This window comes from Fluviibacter sp. (assembly GCF_057744235.1).
Window position 1 is genome coordinate 147,413 of the sequence record NZ_JBIJFP010000003.1, and the last position, 18,382, is coordinate 165,794.

The 18,382-nt window shown below is 54.1% G+C and carries 21 protein-coding genes and 1 pseudogene; 14 read left to right on the plus strand and 8 right to left on the minus strand.

The features are described 5' to 3' along the window. Positions 1-42 precede the first annotated feature (42 nt). The 3 genes from AC3GOJ_RS03470 to AC3GOJ_RS03480 all read left to right on the plus strand — a co-directional run bounded on the left by AC3GOJ_RS03470 (position 43) and on the right by AC3GOJ_RS03480 (position 2,461). Positions 43-771 carry a hypothetical protein gene (locus AC3GOJ_RS03470; RefSeq protein ID WP_488236071.1) on the plus strand — a complete coding sequence of 243 codons (729 nt, stop codon included), beginning with the start codon at positions 43-45 and terminating at the stop codon, positions 769-771. After that, positions 772-1,302 carry a hypothetical protein gene (locus AC3GOJ_RS03475; RefSeq protein WP_488236072.1) on the plus strand — a complete coding sequence of 177 codons (531 nt, stop codon included), beginning with the start codon at positions 772-774 and terminating at the stop codon, positions 1,300-1,302. It begins immediately after the preceding gene. Positions 1,303-1,417: 115 nt separating this feature from the next. After that, a complete protein-coding gene (locus AC3GOJ_RS03480) occupies positions 1,418-2,461 on the plus strand; it encodes a c-type cytochrome (RefSeq protein ID WP_488236073.1) in 1,044 nt (347 codons plus the stop codon). A 5-nt stretch (positions 2,462-2,466) separates the two neighbouring features. On the opposite strand, the gene AC3GOJ_RS03485 is transcribed toward AC3GOJ_RS03480, so the two are convergent. Next, positions 2,467-3,093, minus strand: a complete 627-nt coding sequence (locus AC3GOJ_RS03485) for a response regulator transcription factor (RefSeq protein ID WP_488236074.1) — start codon at positions 3,091-3,093, stop codon at positions 2,467-2,469. Then, a complete protein-coding gene (locus AC3GOJ_RS03490) occupies positions 3,090-4,913 on the minus strand; it encodes a sensor histidine kinase (protein WP_488236075.1) in 1,824 nt (607 codons plus the stop codon). The genes AC3GOJ_RS03485 and AC3GOJ_RS03490 overlap by 4 nt, the downstream gene beginning before the upstream one ends. A gap of 295 nt (positions 4,914-5,208) precedes the next feature. On the opposite strand from AC3GOJ_RS03490, the pseudogene AC3GOJ_RS03495 reads away from it, so the two are divergent. The 3 genes and pseudogenes from AC3GOJ_RS03495 to AC3GOJ_RS03505 form a co-directional block, all read left to right on the plus strand. Next, positions 5,209-5,577, plus strand: a pseudogene (locus tag AC3GOJ_RS03495) (diguanylate cyclase domain-containing protein); the annotation flags it as partial. 244 nt (positions 5,578-5,821) lie between these two features. Beyond that, a complete protein-coding gene (locus AC3GOJ_RS03500) occupies positions 5,822-5,998 on the plus strand; it encodes a hypothetical protein (RefSeq protein ID WP_488236076.1) in 177 nt (58 codons plus the stop codon). Positions 5,999-6,027: 29 nt separating this feature from the next. Then, positions 6,028-6,219 (plus strand): hypothetical protein, encoded by a 192-nt coding sequence (locus AC3GOJ_RS03505; protein ID WP_488236077.1) that lies wholly within the window; start codon positions 6,028-6,030, stop codon positions 6,217-6,219. A gap of 49 nt (positions 6,220-6,268) precedes the next feature. Here AC3GOJ_RS03505 and AC3GOJ_RS03510 read toward each other — a convergent pair whose 3' ends face one another. After that, positions 6,269-7,009, minus strand: a complete 741-nt coding sequence (locus tag AC3GOJ_RS03510; RefSeq protein WP_488236078.1) for an SDR family NAD(P)-dependent oxidoreductase — start codon at positions 7,007-7,009, stop codon at positions 6,269-6,271. Position 7,010: 1 nt separating this feature from the next. Continuing rightward, positions 7,011-7,901 (minus strand): MerR family transcriptional regulator, encoded by an 891-nt coding sequence (locus tag AC3GOJ_RS03515; RefSeq protein WP_488236079.1) that lies wholly within the window; start codon positions 7,899-7,901, stop codon positions 7,011-7,013. Between the two features lie 229 nt (positions 7,902-8,130). On the opposite strand from AC3GOJ_RS03515, the gene AC3GOJ_RS03520 reads away from it, so the two are divergent. From AC3GOJ_RS03520 to AC3GOJ_RS03550, 7 genes are all read left to right on the plus strand, one after another. Beyond that, a complete protein-coding gene (locus tag AC3GOJ_RS03520; protein ID WP_488236080.1) occupies positions 8,131-8,637 on the plus strand; it encodes a glutathione peroxidase in 507 nt (168 codons plus the stop codon). A 101-nt stretch (positions 8,638-8,738) separates the two neighbouring features. Beyond that, entirely contained in the window at positions 8,739-10,097 is a 1,359-nt protein-coding gene (locus tag AC3GOJ_RS03525) for an NAD(P)/FAD-dependent oxidoreductase (RefSeq protein ID WP_488236081.1), read from the plus strand. Continuing rightward, positions 10,094-10,951, plus strand: a complete 858-nt coding sequence (locus AC3GOJ_RS03530) for a DUF1365 domain-containing protein (RefSeq protein ID WP_488236082.1) — start codon at positions 10,094-10,096, stop codon at positions 10,949-10,951. Before AC3GOJ_RS03525 ends, AC3GOJ_RS03530 begins: the two co-directional genes overlap by 4 nt. Beyond that, positions 10,948-12,240: a class I SAM-dependent methyltransferase gene (locus AC3GOJ_RS03535; RefSeq protein ID WP_488236083.1), complete on the plus strand. Its 1,293-nt coding sequence runs from the start codon at positions 10,948-10,950 to the stop codon at positions 12,238-12,240. Before AC3GOJ_RS03530 ends, AC3GOJ_RS03535 begins: the two co-directional genes overlap by 4 nt. Before the next feature lie 12 nt (positions 12,241-12,252). Continuing rightward, positions 12,253-12,798 carry a DUF3833 domain-containing protein gene (locus AC3GOJ_RS03540; protein ID WP_488236084.1) on the plus strand — a complete coding sequence of 182 codons (546 nt, stop codon included), beginning with the start codon at positions 12,253-12,255 and terminating at the stop codon, positions 12,796-12,798. Positions 12,799-12,809: 11 nt separating this feature from the next. Beyond that, positions 12,810-13,646 carry an SDR family NAD(P)-dependent oxidoreductase gene (locus tag AC3GOJ_RS03545; protein ID WP_488236085.1) on the plus strand — a complete coding sequence of 279 codons (837 nt, stop codon included), beginning with the start codon at positions 12,810-12,812 and terminating at the stop codon, positions 13,644-13,646. A 26-nt stretch (positions 13,647-13,672) separates the two neighbouring features. Further along, complete coding sequence (locus AC3GOJ_RS03550) at positions 13,673-14,125, plus strand: nuclear transport factor 2 family protein (RefSeq protein ID WP_488236086.1); 453 nt, start codon at positions 13,673-13,675, stop codon at positions 14,123-14,125. Between the two features lie 14 nt (positions 14,126-14,139). Here AC3GOJ_RS03550 and AC3GOJ_RS03555 read toward each other — a convergent pair whose 3' ends face one another. From AC3GOJ_RS03555 to AC3GOJ_RS03570, 4 genes are all read right to left on the minus strand, one after another. Then, positions 14,140-15,366, minus strand: a complete 1,227-nt coding sequence (locus AC3GOJ_RS03555) for an MFS transporter (RefSeq protein ID WP_488236087.1) — start codon at positions 15,364-15,366, stop codon at positions 14,140-14,142. After that, positions 15,366-15,845 carry a chalcone isomerase family protein gene (locus AC3GOJ_RS03560; RefSeq protein WP_488236088.1) on the minus strand — a complete coding sequence of 160 codons (480 nt, stop codon included), beginning with the start codon at positions 15,843-15,845 and terminating at the stop codon, positions 15,366-15,368. The genes AC3GOJ_RS03555 and AC3GOJ_RS03560 overlap by 1 nt, the downstream gene beginning before the upstream one ends. A gap of 97 nt (positions 15,846-15,942) precedes the next feature. Then, a complete protein-coding gene (locus AC3GOJ_RS03565; RefSeq protein ID WP_488236089.1) occupies positions 15,943-16,665 on the minus strand; it encodes a type 1 glutamine amidotransferase in 723 nt (240 codons plus the stop codon). Positions 16,666-16,730: 65 nt separating this feature from the next. Continuing rightward, positions 16,731-17,495, minus strand: coding sequence for a P-loop NTPase family protein (locus AC3GOJ_RS03570; protein ID WP_488236090.1), 765 nt, complete (start codon positions 17,493-17,495; stop codon positions 16,731-16,733). A gap of 165 nt (positions 17,496-17,660) precedes the next feature. Between AC3GOJ_RS03570 and AC3GOJ_RS03575 the strand changes: the two genes are divergently transcribed. Further along, positions 17,661-18,380 carry a lysophospholipid acyltransferase family protein gene (locus tag AC3GOJ_RS03575; protein WP_488236091.1) on the plus strand — a complete coding sequence of 240 codons (720 nt, stop codon included), beginning with the start codon at positions 17,661-17,663 and terminating at the stop codon, positions 18,378-18,380. The last annotated feature ends 2 nt before the right edge of the window (positions 18,381-18,382 follow it).

Consider the following 18,382-nt stretch of genomic DNA (forward strand, 5'->3'; position numbering starts at 1 on the left):
AGAATATTCTGCACGTGTAGTTAACGCGGGTAAAATCCGCGAATGCGCCACGCTCAATTCAAAAGACTGAAACCCCGCTTAAAGCAGGCGCTTTTGTGCTTATGCCTGATCCTGCCCGTTGCGTCACAGGCGAGCACCTTCTTTTTTCCGGAGATGCATCCGACCCAGACGCGGGCCGATCCACCCAGCTGGCTAAAAGATGGCGCCGGTGGTGACGGCTATGTCAGTATCACATCTGAAGTCGTTCCTGTGGGCAGCTGTGCCCGCCTCGCATCCAGTAGTTTCTGGGGTTCAGACAAGGTTCAACTGGTGCTATCGGTCACCAGCAATGGTTTTAAGAGCCGAATGGATCAGATGGATATACCCGTTGCAACGTTTGATGGCCGCGAGAATGGTGCAGAATGCGCTTCGCTAAGCACGGCTCCTATTCAGATCGTACCCCTCTCCGTTCTAGGTGTTCGATCACTGCTCAATCCGGGAAAGCTGTCGCTCACGATCAATGTGCGTAGTGCGATTGATTCAAACAGTGACTTTGTAGGCTCAGCAAAGCTATTGCTGGGCGCTGCCACCCTGGTCGCCACAGGTGGTACTTCGGCGCTGGTCGGTGGAGCCACCGCCGTTGTGGGTAATTCCGTACTAGCCGACACTGAAGCGCGCGCCAACAAAATGATGAAGGGCATGACGGATGCCCGCGTACCAATCTCGCTGACATGGTCTGACTTGCGCAAAGGCTTACATACCATTCAGATCCCGGTTTACCGCGTAGATTAGATGGGCAGCGTTTCCGACAAGAAGATACAACAACTACAGTCTGATCCCGCTGCCGAGAAAATTCATTTATTTACGATACGCCTGGATTTTGCCTATTTCCGGACACTGTTTTACCCCGCTGTTGAAGACCTCAGCAACCTTGGCGTGCGTGAAAACATCTCCGCCGAACGCATCTTGAATCACCTGGTACCCGGTACTAAAGAAAATTTCATGCAGCTTCTCAACAGTGCTGCGCCCAGCCAACTGAGAATTCTGTCCATTGCCAGCGGCAAGGATCTGTCCCGCGCCTGCTCACTGGGATTTGAAAAACTCCGAACTGCAGGTCTGGCCAATCCTGATATCGCTCTGGTCATGAAATCGTTTATGGATGAAGCTCGGGGCAATGCTGCGTGGTATCAAGACACGGATCTGGTTAAAACCTGTTTTGCTCAAGCACCTAAAGTTGAATCAGCACTGACCCTCATCTATGGTGAGCCCGGCCAATTGGCTTTAGGTTCGGCCCCTATAAGCACCTTACCCACCCCTCACTAGGCGTCTGCTCAGCGCCTATAACCGATTTAGGCTATAGACATCACTCAATCGGGGAATTCTGCCCGAACCTGGTGACTCCTAGAATCAGCTTAAAGATTCTTGAAAGGAGTTCACCATGAACCACAAACACACACGCCTCATAGCAGCCAGTCTCCTGGCCCTGCCCCTGGCGATTTCCGCAGCGCTTGCCCAGACGGCGGCCCCCGCCAAGGTCAGTCTGATTGACCGTCCGCAACCCGATATCAGCAGCCTGCCCGATGATGAATACGGCAAGCTCGCCCGCTACGGCCATGAACTGACGACACGTACCTTTGCCTATATCGGCCCGGAAGTAAAGAACAAGAAAATGCGTTACGCCGGTAATAACCTGGCCTGCACCTCTTGCCACGAAGAAAATGCGAGCAAACCCTACGCCATGCCTTGGGTGGGGGTTACTGCGACATTCCCGCAATATCGTGGCCGCGAAGATGACCTGAGTACCGTAGAAGAACGCGTCAACGGCTGTATGCAACGCAGTATGGCTGGCAAGCCGTTACCTCTGGACTCCCGCGAGATGAAGGCTTACGTGACCTACATCCACTTCCTGTCGACCGGCATTCCGGTGGGTGCCAAGGTTGAAGGTTCTGCCACCTTCCCTTCGAAGCCGCCTAACCGTCGTGCCGATCTGGCTGCCGGTGAGAAGATTTATAACGAACAGTGTGCCAGCTGCCATGGCGACAATGGCCTCGGCAAACGCGTAGGCGTTAAAGGGGATGCCCAAGGTTATATTTTCCCGCCTGTCTGGGGTCCGGATTCGTTTAGCGATGGTGCCGGTATGAATCGTCTGATCATGGCCATGCGCTTTATCAAGCACAACATGCCGATGGGGACCAACCACAAGAACCCGACGCTCACTGATGAACAGGCGTTTGATGTGGCTGCCTACATCCTTTCCAAGCCGCGTCCGCATAAGGCTAATCTGGATCAGGATTTCCCCGCACGTTGGAACAAGCCAATCGATGCCGCTTTCCCACCGTATGTGGATGGCGCACCGGCCGACCAGCACAAGTATGGCCCGTTCCCACCGCTAGCTGACAAGCAGCGCGCCGTTGCCGCTGCACGCGCTGCCGCCAAAAAGCATGAAGCTGAAAAGCAGGGTGCAACTCCTAGCAGCAACTAACGATTCTAGTCATCAAGCCCGGCTGGGTCGGCACGCAGAATCAGGCGTGCCAGCTCGGCCGCACTACTAACACCGGATTTTTCCATCAAATGCTGCCGGTGCACATGCACGGTATTGTCGCTGATGTTCAGTTCGCGACCGATTTCCTTGTTCGATAAGCCTTGTGCTAGGTGGCGGGCCACTTCGGTTTCCCGGGGTGACAGTTTGGCCAGTATCTGTCGCGCCTCCAGACAACGTTGATTCGCTGTCTGCCGCGCCACGCTGATGCTTACCGCGCGCTCCACCGTATCCAGAAACTGCTGATCTTTGAAGGGCTTCTGCAGAAAATCGATAGCACCTTCCTTCATAGCCTGCACCGCCAGTTCGACCTCACCGTGTCCGGTCATAAAAATCACGGGGAATGCACTCCCCAGTGCATTCAGCCGACGCTGCAGTTCCAGCCCACTGATCCGCGGCATGCGGATATCCAGCACCAGGCAACCGCCTGCGGCCGGAAATGCAGGTGCGGCTTCCAGAAAGGCTTCAGCCGATTCATGGCCGATGGCTGACCAGCCCGCCGATTCCAGCAGAAAGACCAGTGAACGCCGAAACGGCGCCTCGTCATCGACGACATGAATCTCAGGGGTAGTCATAACACATCATCCTTGTCTGATATCGGTCGGGCTATTTGCCCTGGCGCTTTCCGGCTGAGCGGCAGGGTAAAGATCATCCGCAGGCCGACACCGTCTTCCGGCAGAAGGGCCTTTAATGCGCCGCCGTGCGCTTCAATAATGGTTTTACAGATCGATAGGCCAAGACCCATGCCATCCTGCTTAGTCGTAAAGAAGGGCTCGAATAAGCGTTCAAGCTGATCGTCACTCAAACCACAGCCATGGTCACGTACAACCACATGGACCCAACCGCTACCCCCAGAGACCAGCATGATTTCCAAGGGATCGGCAGCGCCGGCCGATCTCTGGGCATCCATCGCGTTCTTCAGCAGATTAAGCAACACCTGCTGGATCTGCAGGGGATCAGCCTCGACCCAGCGGCTGTCCTGCGGTAACTGGTCTTCAATCCGTACCTCCGGTGCTTTAGCGGCCATGCCACGAAACAGGTGTACGGCCTCGTTGACCAGCGCTACTACCTCGCAATGCTCGCGGCTGCGGATCCTTTTACGGGCAAAGGCCCGGATGCCATTGAGGATGCCGGCTGCACGCTCTGACTCATTGGCAATTTCATCAGCCGCCTGCGCGGTGGCCTCCGGCGATAGATTCCCGCGGGCGAGCCGCCGGGTTAGGCTGCGGGCGTAGTTAGTCATCGTAGCCAGCGGCTGATTCAGTTCATGCGCCAGTGTGCCGGATAGCTCACCGAGAATGGAGAGTCGCGACAGATGTTCCATCTGCTGGCGTTGGGCATTGACGTTTTCTTCCAGTTCGTCGCGCTGTAAGAGCGCCGCCGAGAGTTCGCGTGTCCGCCGCTGCACCATGACCTCCACTCGCACCGTATACAGGAGCCAGAACAGCAGCACCGCTGAAAGACCCGCCGCTACAGGCCAGTATTCACGTACATAGGATTCAAAACTGTGCTGACGTAGAAAATCATACGGCGGTATTTTCAAATCACGTAGCATGTCATGCACCGGATGATAATCCGCCGGCACGCCCCACTGTTGCCCTGTGTTGCCTGGAGGCAACGACAAAAGAGCAATCAGTACCGAACGGGAAAGCTGGCCGGGAGTATCAGCGGTGGCGGCAAAAGCCCAACCAGGGTAGTTACGGGAGGACGTGGCACAGGGCAAGTCGCTTTGATGAGGTGAAAGCACCCGGAACTCCCCCGGTTTGACGAGGCCGGCACTGATCTGCTGCTCCAGCAGACAGTTGCGGATCACACCGGCATCCGCCTGGCCATTGCGCACCTGATCGATCACATGCGTCATCGGAAATCCGGTGAATACGGGTTTGACATCACCTGTCTCCGGATCCAGCCCCAGGGTCTTGAGCTCTGACCAGATCACCTGATACCCCCCAAAAGCCTCCGGCGACACGGCGGCCAGATATTTTTTGCGGAGATCGGTCAGTACTTGCAGATCGGCACGATCCGACCGGACGATCACCGCCGAACCGACCGTATGCGTCGCATCGTGGGAGCTTTCCGGCACTTGGGTGGCGATCCGACTGATGCCCAGGTCATACTCAAGCGCCACATAGTGCCCGGGGTTAGTAATGACAAAATCCACCGCACCTGCCTGAATAGCCCTCGCCATACCCTGAAGGTCGTAGTAGCGTGGTTCGAGGGTATGTTGCGGTAGTTTCTGCTGGAGGGCATTCACAAACGGGGACCACTGGGCAGCAGAGGCAGACTCCCCCTGCCAGGCAAGAATGCCCAATCGGATTTCGGCAGAGACAGCAGTGCCAATGCCCTGCCAGCCCAGAGACAACATTAAAGCCACAATGACGTACCACCGATCCATGCTCAAATCATCTTTCAATGCTTACTGCCCATGAGGTGAAATTAGCCTAACATTTTCGCCTGTTACTCAAGCCATAATCGTCCCGCAGCTTTGATTAAGATCAAATAATTTATATTCTTATACAACAAGCCATAATTTGACGTGCAGATTTTGCCCCCGGTCATCATGGCAGATATCAAAAGGCGATAGTGCGGTCCAATTACGGAAGACGAAATTCGGGTCGAGCCATGATAACCATCCATCTGGATAGCGGCAAAAGCCATGGAGTCATTCAGGCGCTGCCCTCTACGGACATGATGCCGGTGATACTGTCCTAATCGAAGTCGCCAAAAGAATGAACCTCACAGTAAGGCAACACGACACTGTAGCAAGAATTGGTGGTGATGAATTCGTGGTTGTACTCAATGATCTACAAAACGGCGATGACTATCAAAAACTAATAGATCGTATTCTGTTAGAAATTCTTCAGCCTGTTGATATTGGTCACCACATGGTCTGTGTGGGAGCAAGCATTGGCATTTCACTGAGTCAACACAGTGGATTCGATCCGAGCACGCTTGTAACTCTTGCTGACAAAGCCATGTATCAAGCAAAAGCGAAAGGTAAAAATCAATGGTGCATTCACAACCACGCTGACAGTAACGAAGAAATTACTGCGAAGTAATTCAAGAAGACCTGACATTGATGGGTTCTCTTCTCGGATGGCTCATGGAATCGAATTGCGTGCAAGTCATCCCCCAATGCCATGTTTGAAACTACCGTCAAATCGATTAGAACTCGATACAAATAATCGATCTTGAGTATGAACAAAAGTCCATGAAATCATGTTTTACGTATTTTAAACTGCTTATGTCTAGGACATCTGTGCTATAGTTCTTCTAGACCCATAGAATGGGCGTGGAGAAGACATGACCTACAAAATTGAAGTTTGCAACCCGTCAACTTATGAGTGGGTAGCCCTTGAGTTTCTTGAAACCAGCCTGAGCGAACTCAAGAAACGCGTACAGAAGATCAAACAGATTTACCCGGACTATTTGGTTCGGGCTCTGGATTCCGGATCAGCCAAGATGGTGGCATTTGTCTGACGCCGACTTTCTCTACTAAAGGAGACTCTATGGGACTGAGTTTCAAAATCGAGGTCAGAAACAATGCAAGTGAGCAGTGGCTTTTTTTTGAGGAGCTTGAAAAAAGCCCTGAAGTCGTTCGCGATTATGTCCGGCTTATTCGGACTGCTTACCCTAACTATTGGGTACGTGCGATGAACAAGCTCACAGGCGAAGTGTTGACCAGCAACCAGACCGATTAAACACCAAGAGCCGCATCATGCGGCTCTTGTTTTTTTTGGGCGATGGCGGCTACTTGACCAGTGGCCGAACCCCTGTAAACCCACCATCGACCGACCACACCTGTGCCGTCACCCGCGCACTGTTTTCCGACATGAGCCACACCATCAGTTCGGCCAGCTCATCAGTGGTGCCAATGCCCGGTATCGGATACTGTCGGGCAGCAGCACCCCGTGCGGCTTCGGTGCCTAGAATATTTTGTGTTGCCGGGGAATCCATTATGCCCGGTGCTATGGCATTCACGCGGATACCATAAGGAGCGTAGGTCGCTGCAGCGCCGCGCGCCAGGCCTTCTACCCCGGCTTTGGCCGCAGCAACCGCCTCGTGGTTCGGGGTACCGATCTGCGCTGCGACAGAAGATACCAGTACGGCACTACCCGGCAAATTACGCTGACGTAAGCCACCAACAAAGGCACTCAGGGTTGCAAATGCACTCACCAGATTTGCCTGCAGGCAATCTTCAAAATCCTTGGGGCTCATTCGGTGTAATGCGCCAAGACGAATATTGCCGACACAATGCGCGAGCGCCTGAGGTAGCAAACCCGCAGATTCGGCCGTCGAAATTACATGCGCCGCACCTTCGAAGGAGGAACAATCCGCTGCAATCTGCAAATGGGCATTGCCGTAAATGGCTTGTAAACGGCTGGGATCCCGGCTGACTAGAACCAGCTGCCAGCCTTCTGCCGCGAGTCGACGAGCGACCGACTGGCCGAGACCACCGGCGGCACCGGTAATGAGCGCGACTTGATTCATATCAGATCCCTTGCTCTTGTCGCCATGCGGCGACAAGAGCTGGAACACCATCAATTTTATTTAGAACCCGGAGCCCATCGTCACCCAGCTTCTTGTCTGGCAGCGCGCCACCACCGGCCCAGATCATAATTTCCGGGACCAAAAGCTGGCGAAATTGTCGTAGATCCTTTAGAGCATCTTTGGCCGGATAGGCGGCACTGAACGAAACAGCCACCACGTCAAAGCCCCCTGTACAGGCATAGCTGGCAATATCTGGTAACGGCAACCGTGTTCCGAGTGAGGTACATTGGGCCCCCTCAGCCACACACATGGCCTCCACCATAAGAATACCCAAGCCATGCTCTTCATTCGGAAAGGTCGTCAACAAAATCTTTGGCGGCGTCTGACTGGGTGCTTGTAGTTGTATGGCGTGACGAATCACGTTCTGAACTTGCTCGGTGTAAAGGTGCTCCTCCGGGATTGATAATTCTCCACGGAGCCATGAATCCCCCACGACATCATTCATAGGCACAACGGTGTGCGTAATAAAACGCTGCAATCCCTCTTTGACCAGAATTCGATTCAGGTGTGATCGCAACTCATGGCTACGATGCAACCGCAGGAGTTTGAGCATCGAATTGCAAAGCATGTAGACAGCAGGGTCAACTGTACTGCTGCCAAAGGAATCGAGCAGCCGCAGAAGTTCAGAAAGGCCTTGGGTAATGATCTTACCTGGACGAACCCCCTGATCCATCAGACGGCGAATGATCCGTAAACGTTCTACCTGAGCCATCGGATAGACACGTTCACCCGATGCATCGCGCTCTGGCACTGGGAAGCCATAGCGACGCTCCCAGACACGTAAGGTGTCTTTACCGATTCCGGTATCGCGTTCGACTTCAGCGATACGCATCCCATCGGGCATGCTCAAGCGAGAAAAAGGTTCTGGTTTGTTCATTTTGTCTAGGACAAATATTGACAGATGTTGAATTACCGCTTATTTTGCCACCAAAGCGTTTGTCTTGGACAAAAAGGAGCAAAAAATTTTCTACCCCACGAAAACAGCCTTGGTCCTTAGCCTGCTGAGCCTGCCCTTGTTCAGCGGGGCAAGCCTTGCTCGAGACACCCCACGGGAGCCCACCATGACCAAGATCAAAGCCTTCTGCCCCGCTTTGCTCAATCATTCTTTTCCCCGCTTACAAGATGAAACACCCCAGTCGCTTTGCCAATACACCGGCAAAGTCATTCTGGTCGTCAACACCGCCAGCTACTGTGGTTTTACCCGTCAGTACGACGGGCTTGAGCGGCTCTATGCCCGTTATAAAGATCAGGGCCTGATCGTACTCGGATTCCCTTCCAACGACTTTGGGCAACAAGAACCGGACAGCAACAAGAAAATTGCCGATTTTTGCCAGAGTACTTACGGCATCAAGTTCCCCATGTTCGCCAAATCGTCCGTACGCGGCGTTGCTGCCAACCCGCTGTTTAAAGAGCTCGCTAGTATCACGGGCGAGTCACCGAGCTGGAATTTTCACAAGTACCTGATCAGCCGTGACGGATCGAAGGTTCAGAGTTTCGGCAGTCAGATCGCACCGGAAAGCAAAACCCTGACCGAAGCAATCGATAGGCTGCTCCAAGTTAACCCTTGAGATCCTCATTGCTACTGTGCGACATCTCAGATCAATTTCAATCTCTCCATAACCATTCCGCCTATGCCCTGATCGAGGGCATTAACAACTGAAAGCACGCTATGCGCCAGAAAATTGCCATTGTTGGAAGCGGTATCTCAGGGCTTGGGGCAGCCTATCTCCTGAGCCATCATCACGATGTCAGCGTCTTCGAAGCAGATAATCGTCTCGGTGGGCACAGCCACACTGTTGATATCGATCTAGATGGGCATCGTTTCGGTATTGATACCGGTTTCCTGGTATTTAACGAACGAACCTACCCGCTCCTCTGTCGTCTGTTCGGCCATCTACAGATTCCGGTTGTCAAGAGTGATATGTCTTTCTCGGTCCAGATTGCAAAGCCTGCGCTGGAATGGGCCGGGACTAGTCTCGATTCCGTCTTTGCCCAGCGAAGGAACCTGTTGCGACCGTCTTTCTGGAAAATGCTGGCAGATATTCTCCGTTTCAATCGGGGAGCCACGCGTGACATGGAGGATTCTCAGCTTAAGCACTTATCACTGGGGGATTACCTGAACCTGAATGGTTACGGTAACACTTTTCGTCAAGACTACTTGCTACCCATGGCCGCCGCGATCTGGTCCTGCCCGACCGAACAGATGCTGGCTTACCCGTTTCATACCTTCGCACGTTTCTGCCATAACCATGGGCTCCTGAAGATTACCAACCGTCCCACCTGGATGACCGTTGCTGGTGGTTCACGAGTCTACGTCAACACTCTGGCCCATGCGATTAAAAGCCGGGGTGGTAACATCCGCCTGGAATCCCCGATCAAAGCTATCGAACGTGACCCTGATGGCATTAACGTCCATTCCGCCGCTGGCATCGAGCGATTTGATCAAATCCTGCTGGCCTGCCATAGCGACCAGGCCCTGGCGCTTCTTGGCGAAGATGCAACAACCGAAGAGCGCACAGAACTGGCGAAGATCCGTTACCAGCCAAACCGTGCAGTGCTGCACACCGATGCTGCACTTCTGCCTGCCAATACCAAAACATGGTCTGCCTGGAACTATGCAGCGCCCGGAGCCCTGCCAACGCATCCGGGCCAGCGCTCGGTGAGCGTGTCATATCTACTCAACAAGTTGCAACCTCTCCCTACCGATACTCCAGTCATTGTCACGCTTAACCCTTGGCAAGAACCTGCAGCGGCCAAGACCTATCGCCAGATCCATTATGCACATCCGGTATTCGACGGGCCAGCCATCACGGCCCAGTCAGCGATCAAGCATTTCTCAGGGAAAAATCGAACACTTTATGCCGGTGCCTGGCTCGGCTATGGTTTTCATGAAGATGGCTTTGCATCGGCAGTCCGCGCTGCTGGCCAACTGATGCCCCTACCCGACTGGCTACTCGGCGATCAACCGGAACTGAACGAGGTAGCCGCCACCGAGGCTAATCCAACGCCCATAACGGTGAATGCATGACGTCCCCATCGCGCCTCAGCTGGACCACACCAACCCTGTGCACCGGAGAGGTGATGCATGCACGTACACGGCCAATCCGTAACGTTTTTCACTATCCGGTTTTCTACTTGCGCTTACCTTTAAGCCAACTGAACATCATCAAACTGCGGGGGCTGTCCATCAACCGCCCGGGCATCTGTCAGATTCAGAATCGGGATCATGGCCCACAGGATGGCAGTGATCTCCTTATATGGGCACGACGGCTGCTGGCTGAGCACGCCCTGAGTCTTGTGACCGACGGTGGTGAAATCGTTCTGCAAACCATGCCACGTCTCTTCGGTTATGTCTTCAACCCGGTCAGTTTTTATTTCTGCTACGACGCCACCGGCCATTTACGTGCCGTTATCGCCGAGGTCAGCAACACCTTCGGAGAACGTCACCACTACGTCGTTGCCCACGAAGACCATCGTCCTATTCAGGCGCACGACCGTTTGATCGCCCGCAAAGCCTTTCACGTTTCCCCATTTTTCCCGCTCCAAGGGGCATACGAGTTCCGATTTGGCGGTAGCCCCGAATCTCCGGTTGCCATCATTAATTACCGTGCCAATACTAGCGATGCATCAACAATCGAATCGGCCACCAATCCAGATCCCAACTCTGGCCTCGGTCATTACGGGCTAAGAACCTGGCTTCGTGGTCAAGCTGTGCCTCTTACGAGTTTGTCTCTGCACCGAGCCCTCTGGCGCTTTCCCTTGCTGACCTTTGGTGTGATTTCCCGTATCCATTGGCAGGCACTTCGCCTTTGGCTAGACAAGGTCACATTTTTTACGAAACCACCCCGGTCTACGCACCCGCTTAAGGAGACAACCTCATGAACACGCGCACCGACACTCTCAGATCGGATAACCTTCCCGTGTCTCTGGGTATCACCGGGGTACCCGTTGCCAACGGCCAGAGCATCGTAGATACCGAGCGATTACCAGTCGCCGCTCGTGCTGTTCTTTCCATGCTGTCGCAGATCAAATACGGCCAGATCAAAGTCACCTTGCCTGACGGCCGTCAGCACCTTTGCGGGACCCTGCAAGAGGGAAAGGTCATTGACCTGATCGTGCATGACTGGCAAGTCTTTGGTGAAATGATTGCCCGTGGCGATATCGGTGCCGCAGAAGCGTTTATTGATGGTCTATGGGGAACCGATGCCCTCAGCGGTCTATTGACTCTCATCGCTCGTAATCGGCGTGTTCTAGAAAAAGCGATTCACGGGCGACGCTGGCAACTGATCAGTGCCTGGCTGCTGCATCGGATGCGCGCCAACACCCGTCAGGGCAGTAAACGTAACATCATGGCCCACTACGACCTGGGTAACGATTTCTACCGCCTCTGGCTCGATGAAACCATGACCTACTCGAGTGCACTTTTTGATCAGGTGGCTCATCCGGATCAGGCCACCTGGGCTGATCTGCCCGCAGCCCAACGGGCCAAGAACGACCGAATGATCCGTGCACTCAACATTCAACCCGGTGATCAGGTGCTGGAGGTGGGCTGTGGCTGGGGCGGTTTCGCCGAACAGGCCACCACACTGGGTGCCCATGTCACAGGCCTGACACTCTCTCCAGCACAGCAGGCTTTTGCGCGTGAGCGTGCCGCAACCGGTGGCTGGGCAGAACGGGCCGACTTCATGCTCACCGATTACCGAGACATGCAGGGGCAGTTCGACCATATCGTATCAGTCGAAATGTTCGAAGCCGTCGGCGAACGCTGGTGGCCGACCTATTTCCGCACGCTCAAGCGTCTACTCAAGCCGGGTGGCCGCGCCCTGGTTCAGGTCATTACGATTGACGACGCACTCTTTCATTCATATCGGCGGGGTACTGACTTCATACAACGGCATGTATTCCCGGGTGGCATGCTGCCTTCTCCTACACGCTTCCGCAGTGGTGCCGAAGGCGCAGGTTTCAATGTCTGCGATGACCTGAGTTTTGGCATCCATTACGCACGTACCCTGGGTTTATGGCACGACGCTTTCTGCGAACAATTGGTTGACGTTAAAGCTCAGGGCTTCGATGACCGTTTCATCCGCCTGTGGCGTTTCTACCTGGCCTACTGCGAAGCCGGTTTCCGAGCCGGATCCATCGATGTCCACCAATACACGCTACAAGCCTAGGAGTCATCATTTATGAGTAAATCTGGCAATCTATGGCGCAAACCGCTGCTCACCCTGTGTGCACTGATCGGACTCAACGGCTGTTCAGGTGTGAGCATCAACCAGTACGCGCAGGAGCAACCAGCCCTTGATCTGCAGCAATATTTCAACGGGACGCTGGACGCCTACGGCATGTTTCAGAAACGCTCGGGTGAAGTAGTCAAACGCTTCCATGTGGTTATCGATGCCCGTTGGCAAGGCGATGTCGGCACGCTGGATGAACGCTTCACCTACAGTGACGGTAGCACCCAGCAACGGATCTGGACTATTACCAAAACTGGTGCGCAAACCTATACCGGCACGGCCGCAGATGTGGTCGGTGAAGCCCGGGGGGAACGCGCCGGCAACGCCCTGCGCTGGCAGTATGTGCTAGCCCTGCCGGTCGACGACAAGGTCTATCACGTCGACTTTGACGACTGGATGTTTCTCATGGACAACAAGGTCATGTTAAACCGGTCCTCTATGTCGAAATGGGGATTCGACCTCGGTGAAGTTACGCTCACCTTTGTGAAACGCTAAAGCCACCTGCCATGGCGCACCTCAATCAGCCTATCCGTTCAGAAGACTGGGCCGGACTGCGTGTCTGGATCATTGGCGCGTCAACCGGCATTGGTGCTGCGCTGGCCAAGCAACTCGCCGGACTTGGCGCCCATCTAATCCTATCCGCGCGTCAGACAGCCCCCCTCAATGAGATCGCAGCGCGCTGTATTTGCCGTCCCACGGTACTACCCTTCGATGCCTGTGACGATGTCAGCCTAAAAGAAGCCGTTGCCCAGGTCCGGCTGCATCTAGGCGGCGTGGATCTGGTTATCTACAATGCGGGGACCTATGAAGCCACGCGGGTTGACACACTCACATCTGATGGCGCAGAAAAATCCCTGCGGGTTAACCTTTTGGCACCCATCAGCGCTACGACCTACCTGCTTCCTTTATTGTTGCAAGATCTCGCCGATGGCCGACCGCGCGGCGTTGCCTATGTCGCCAGTGTCGCGGGTTACCGCGGCCTGCCGCGTGCGCTGACGTATGGACCCGCTAAAGCCGGTTTGATCAGTTTTGCCGAATCGCTCTGGGTAGACCTACACGGCCTGGGATTAAACACCTGGATTATCAACCCGGGTTTTGTCCGCACGCGACTCACCGCTGGCAATGATTTCCAGATGCCGGCACTCATGGAGCCCGAGGCAGCGGCAACGGCCATCATCCGGGGCTTTGCCCGCGGAGGCTTCGAGATTCACTTCCCCAAGCGCTTTACCTGTTTCATGAAGTGCCTGCGGCTACTTCCCATTGGCTGGTATTTGCGCCTGAGCCAACGGCTTGTACCGCCGTTATCGCGCCTTAAGACCGTGCAAAGTACTCGCACGGAATAAACCCGGTTTTTAAGAAGGAACTGAATATGCCGCATCTGAACCGTGATCAAACTCAGGCTGTTGTGGAAGCCCTGGTGCCCTTTTACGAAAATCTGCGCCCAGAGGATGTTGATGGCTTCGAACGGTTTTATCGACATGACGCCCGCTTTCGTGACCCGTTCAACCATGTCAGCAGCATCGAAGGTATCAAGCGAATCTTCACGCACATGTTTACCCAGGTCCATGAGCCGGCCTTCCGCATCACAAAAACCATCGTGGGTGACGGCGATGCCATTCTGTTCTGGACCTTCCGTTTTCGCTTCAAGGGCATGGGCTGTAAATCCGTTCAGGCCCTGGAAGGCGTGACACACCTGGCATTTGATGAGAACAGCCTGGTAACCCTACACCGTGATTACTGGGATGCGGCTGAAGAACTATATAGCCGCCTACCGGTGATTGGCTCGCTCATGCGGGGCTTACAACGCATGATCCGCGCCTGAACGCCACAGCAGACTCAGAGTTTCAGAGCCAGGGTCTTGCGCCAGCGATAGAGCATGGTCACGGCGACGGCTTTCAATCCCAGAGGCAACAGCACATAAGCCGCAATCAGCACATCGCGGTGCTCACTGCTCCCTGGGCTATAACCGAACAACCCGAGCAAGGGTAAGGCAATACCGGCGGCCAGCGCCAGATTGATTTTAGCGACCAGGTTCCAGACCCCGAAGTAGGTCCCCGTGCCGCCCCGGGTTTCTCCCAGATCGGCGACGATGGACGCTGGAATCGTCAAATCGGTACCCACCGCGATGCCCGTGCCAACACAGATCAGTAGAAAGAGCCCCCAGTCACCCGGTCCTAAAAACGCGGCCCCGGCAAATGACAGCATCGCCAACCCCATGGAAAGCATCCAGATCAGCGGCCGACCCCAACGCCGAGCACAGCGAACCCAGACCGGCACCGCCAGCGCTGCCGCCAGAAAATAGCTGCCCAACAGCAACCCGGTTTTGTCCGGCACGCCGAGCACATCCGTCACGTAAAAAACAAACAATGTTGCCGGAAATGCCGATGCCACGCCATTCGCAAAAAATACGCTCATCAGCCGGCGGAAAACCGCGTCAGACCAGGCCACTCGCAAACGCTCGCGCAATGACTGTTCAATACCCTGCGGTTGCAACGTGGGCAATCCCTGCAGAGTCAGCACGGCCAACACCAGAAAACCCAACAGGAAGGCCGGTAAGTGCTGCATGCCGGTCAGCACATCCTCCGAGACTGCTGTCGGAATCATTGCCGCAATCACTACCCCTGCCAGAATAAAAGCTTCACGCGCACCGGTCAGTTGCAGGCGCTCCGTTGTATCCCGTCCCAGATCACCGCCCCAGGCCTGATAGGCAATCATCGCTGCTGAAAAACCTAGCGTACAGCATGCCAGGCTCATAAATAGCCAGGCCGCCGGCATGGCCGTTGTGAAAGCATTCAGACTAAATAGTGCATAAAATCCCAGACCGAATGGTACTAACGCCCGGACTAGAAAAGGTCGTCGCGGTTGGCGATCTGCTAGCCAACCGAAAAACGGGTCTGCCACTGCATCTAGTAAACGGGTCAGCAAGAGAATCAGGCCAATCGCCGATAGGTTCAATAAACCGCTGCGTGCATAGAAGTCCGGCACAAAAATGTAAATAGGCAGGGCACCAAAAGCCAGCGGCAACCCAAGCAGCCCATAGCGGAATAACACTGCCCGACGCATCAACCCGCACCAGCTCGTAGCAAACGGCTCCGCAATCCCGGCTCACTGGTTTTAGAATCCAGCCAGATACCAAAGAAATACCGGGCAAAATCCGGATCACGGATCTGACCAATTTCGCGCCGGTTAAAATAGAACGTTGCGGAACCGGGCCGATAGACCCCAACAATCTGATCCCCCGGCTTCACATCCGGAAAAATACGGCGCATGGCCAATGCCCATTCCGCCAACTGTTGGTCAGAAGCACCCAGCCCACGCATCTGATCAACACTGGCGTCCACAATCCGTTGTCCAGCGATATCCCGCTTATAGGTCAATTCCAGGGCCAAGGGGGGCGCTTTGGGATCAGGGCCCGCCCAGAGGGATGCTTCGTAAACCAGAAACCCGAAACGACGCAACTCCCCCGAACCATATCGCTGAAGGTTGATATCGGGCGCAAGTGAAGACGCATCAGCCCACACCAGTTTCGGCCCGAGTAGCATGAGCAAACTCACTATTCCGAGCATGACAGAACGGCTGATAACATTTTTTATGGGCATCAATATACCTACGGGCTGACTCTGGATATTGCGACAGGGGTCAGCCTACCAAACCCTTCACCCATTGGCCATAGACTTGATCGGCTAATCGATGCAGTGCCGGCAACGCATCAGGCAATTGTCGATCAATACAGTCGGGTGTTTCTATTGCCACTCTTGCTCCCGAAGCCGTTTCAGCTGCAGTCTCTTCTTCCCAGTGCTCGCACCAGTCGGCAATCATGGCCGGCGTCATCTCAACATGACACTGCATCCCAAAGTGTGGTCCCATGACAAACATCTGATGTCCACAGAAGTCATTACGTGCCAATAGTATTGCACCATCGGGTAATGAAAACGTTTCGCCGTGCCACTGAAACACGGTCAAAGGACTTGCAGTGAATGAACCCAACCATTCTGAGGCTGCAGGCACGGCTAGCGGTTCCAGCGTACTCCAGCCGATTTCCTTGACCGGATTACGCACCACCTGCCCCCCCAGACTTTTACTCATTAACTGACCACCGAGGCAGTGACCAATCACGGGCACCCCTCTGGACACGGCATCCCGGACCAGGGCACAGACCGGTTCAATCCATGGCAAGGGATCATTCACACTCATCGAGCCTCCCATCAGACAAATACCCGCATAGGCACCGGCATCGGGTGGAACGGCATCCCCACGATCCATGGCTAGAAGCGTCCAGGGAATCTGCTGCTGATCCAGATAATCAACAAAGTATCCCGGCCCTTCGATGAGATTGAATCGGAAAATAGCAACGGGTTTCATCTGGGACTTCACTCCTATAACGCTCTAGAACCGGATTTTCAGATGGTAATCAGACCATACGGGGATTACAGCGGAATGCCATCGAATGCCGCATAGATATTTTTAAGCCAGGTTTTAACCCGTTGTCGCTCCAGCAAGCCAAGCGCATTTTGGCCCTCGCGGTGGTGCATTGCCGCCCAAAAACTGGCGTTCTGTGCATCAATTTTGCGCATGCTTGCCTCGTGCAATTGCGGCATGGTGATAACGCGTGCCCCCAAATCTATTGCCAATTTTAGCTCGGAGGAATCATCCAGCAGCGAAAAATCCTGGCCTCGACCCATATTACGAACGATAATAAAATTTGCCTTATCGCCATAGGTTTCCGTCAATCGTCCGAGCAAATTGACCGAGTCTTTACCGCCATCGGTGACATGCCAAAAATAAACCCGGACATCCAGATCAGAAAATAACGACAGCAGATCGGCATCGTTGATCCAACGGGATAAAGGCTGCGCAGTCTGAGCAGCAAGATCAACAATCACTTTCTGATCAATGGCTTGCTGAGGATCAACTTCAAAACTGCTGACAATCTGGTCCAAGCCTTCATACGCATCGACAACAATTTGAGCCGCGTAATCGGCATAAAAACGACGGAAAGACGGATGTGATCGATCCGTGTCGTAGCCCGTAAAGGGCTTAGCGTGGTCGATAAAATATTGTGCCAGCACCCTGGACACCACCGATTTACCAACACCGCCTTTTTCACCACCGACAAAATTCACTGACTTCATAGAGACCACCTCAGAGTGCGTAGAAATTTCTACAGATGGCAACTTATAAGCAACTAGCATGCCAGCCTTAAAACGGCCTGTTGTCAACGAACGCGCTCAAAGTCGTAAGGATCAGGTCTACGTCTTTGTAGGTATTTCGCAGAGAAATGGGTGAAATACCTGTGTCGGTTAAGCATTTATTCACAGCAAAGGTGTATTCTTCAAAGCCAATAACAGAAAGATGTAATGTCCTCGAAACTCGTACAAAAAGCACGTAGCCTGCTGTTTGACGGTGCCGTTGCACTCGTGACCATTCCTTTTGGCCTTATTCTTGGCTGCGTTGGTTTTGCACTGCCCTTAAAAACACGCTTCATGCTGGTCCGCTGGTGGCGTTACAGCTTTGTTTTCTTTGAACGTTTTATACTGGGTATCCGCGTTGAAGTGATCGGTGCCGAGAATATTCCAGATCAGCCGTGCATCATCATCTCAAACCATCAGTCGGCCTGGGAGACGGTAGGGTTGCAAAGTCTGTTTTCCCCATGCGTCTTTGTCCTCAAACAAGAGCTTCTGAAAATTCCCTTCTTCGGTTGGGGCTTGGCCTCGGTCAAAATGATTGCGATTGATCGGGAAGCCTCGAAAAAGGCCCTGAAAGCGGTGACTGATCAAGGCATTGACCGCCTGTCCCAGGGGATTTCTGTGGTGGTATTTCCAGAAGGCACCCGTGCGGCAGCCAATGAATTGCTCCCGTTTCAGATCGGCGGCGCCTTTCTGGCGAGCAAAAGTCATGCACCCGTCGTGCCGGTAGCGCATAATGCGGGTTGTGTTTGGCCGAAGGGGTCTTCACTGAAAGGACCGGGCGTGATTACGGTAGTCATCGGCGAGCCGATAATGCCGGGTCTGAAAGCCCAGGAGCTGAATGAGCGGGTTGAATCCTGGATTCGCCAGCAGATGCCGGCGATGAATTAAGG

What these genes read in the sequence shown, in the direction of transcription:
- AC3GOJ_RS03475 (WP_488236072.1), top strand. Translation starts at nt 772, where the DNA reads ATGGGCAGCGTTTCCGACAAGAAGATACAACAACTACAGTCTGATCCC.
- AC3GOJ_RS03525 (WP_488236081.1), top strand. Translation starts at nt 8,739, where the DNA reads ATGCGCCAGAAAATTGCCATTGTTGGAAGCGGTATCTCAGGGCTTGGG.
- AC3GOJ_RS03500 (WP_488236076.1), top strand. Translation starts at nt 5,822, where the DNA reads ATGACCTACAAAATTGAAGTTTGCAACCCGTCAACTTATGAGTGGGTA.
- AC3GOJ_RS03550 (WP_488236086.1), top strand. Translation starts at nt 13,673, where the DNA reads ATGCCGCATCTGAACCGTGATCAAACTCAGGCTGTTGTGGAAGCCCTG.
- AC3GOJ_RS03490 (WP_488236075.1), bottom strand. Translation starts at nt 4,913, where the DNA reads ATGGATCGGTGGTACGTCATTGTGGCTTTAATGTTGTCTCTGGGCTGG.
- AC3GOJ_RS03555 (WP_488236087.1), bottom strand. Translation starts at nt 15,366, where the DNA reads ATGCGTCGGGCAGTGTTATTCCGCTATGGGCTGCTTGGGTTGCCGCTG.
- AC3GOJ_RS03540 (WP_488236084.1), top strand. Translation starts at nt 12,253, where the DNA reads ATGAGTAAATCTGGCAATCTATGGCGCAAACCGCTGCTCACCCTGTGT.
- AC3GOJ_RS03470 (WP_488236071.1), top strand. Translation starts at nt 43, where the DNA reads ATGCGCCACGCTCAATTCAAAAGACTGAAACCCCGCTTAAAGCAGGCG.
- AC3GOJ_RS03545 (WP_488236085.1), top strand. Translation starts at nt 12,810, where the DNA reads ATGGCGCACCTCAATCAGCCTATCCGTTCAGAAGACTGGGCCGGACTG.
- AC3GOJ_RS03520 (WP_488236080.1), top strand. Translation starts at nt 8,131, where the DNA reads ATGACCAAGATCAAAGCCTTCTGCCCCGCTTTGCTCAATCATTCTTTT.
- AC3GOJ_RS03570 (WP_488236090.1), bottom strand. Translation starts at nt 17,495, where the DNA reads ATGCTAGTTGCTTATAAGTTGCCATCTGTAGAAATTTCTACGCACTCT.
- AC3GOJ_RS03575 (WP_488236091.1), top strand. Translation starts at nt 17,661, where the DNA reads ATGTCCTCGAAACTCGTACAAAAAGCACGTAGCCTGCTGTTTGACGGT.
- AC3GOJ_RS03485 (WP_488236074.1), bottom strand. Translation starts at nt 3,093, where the DNA reads ATGACTACCCCTGAGATTCATGTCGTCGATGACGAGGCGCCGTTTCGG.
- AC3GOJ_RS03565 (WP_488236089.1), bottom strand. Translation starts at nt 16,665, where the DNA reads ATGAAACCCGTTGCTATTTTCCGATTCAATCTCATCGAAGGGCCGGGA.
- AC3GOJ_RS03535 (WP_488236083.1), top strand. Translation starts at nt 10,948, where the DNA reads ATGAACACGCGCACCGACACTCTCAGATCGGATAACCTTCCCGTGTCT.
- AC3GOJ_RS03530 (WP_488236082.1), top strand. Translation starts at nt 10,094, where the DNA reads ATGACGTCCCCATCGCGCCTCAGCTGGACCACACCAACCCTGTGCACC.
- AC3GOJ_RS03505 (WP_488236077.1), top strand. Translation starts at nt 6,028, where the DNA reads ATGGGACTGAGTTTCAAAATCGAGGTCAGAAACAATGCAAGTGAGCAG.
- AC3GOJ_RS03515 (WP_488236079.1), bottom strand. Translation starts at nt 7,901, where the DNA reads ATGCGTATCGCTGAAGTCGAACGCGATACCGGAATCGGTAAAGACACC.
- AC3GOJ_RS03560 (WP_488236088.1), bottom strand. Translation starts at nt 15,845, where the DNA reads ATGCTACTCGGGCCGAAACTGGTGTGGGCTGATGCGTCTTCACTTGCG.
- AC3GOJ_RS03510 (WP_488236078.1), bottom strand. Translation starts at nt 7,009, where the DNA reads ATGAATCAAGTCGCGCTCATTACCGGTGCCGCCGGTGGTCTCGGCCAG.
- AC3GOJ_RS03480 (WP_488236073.1), top strand. Translation starts at nt 1,418, where the DNA reads ATGAACCACAAACACACACGCCTCATAGCAGCCAGTCTCCTGGCCCTG.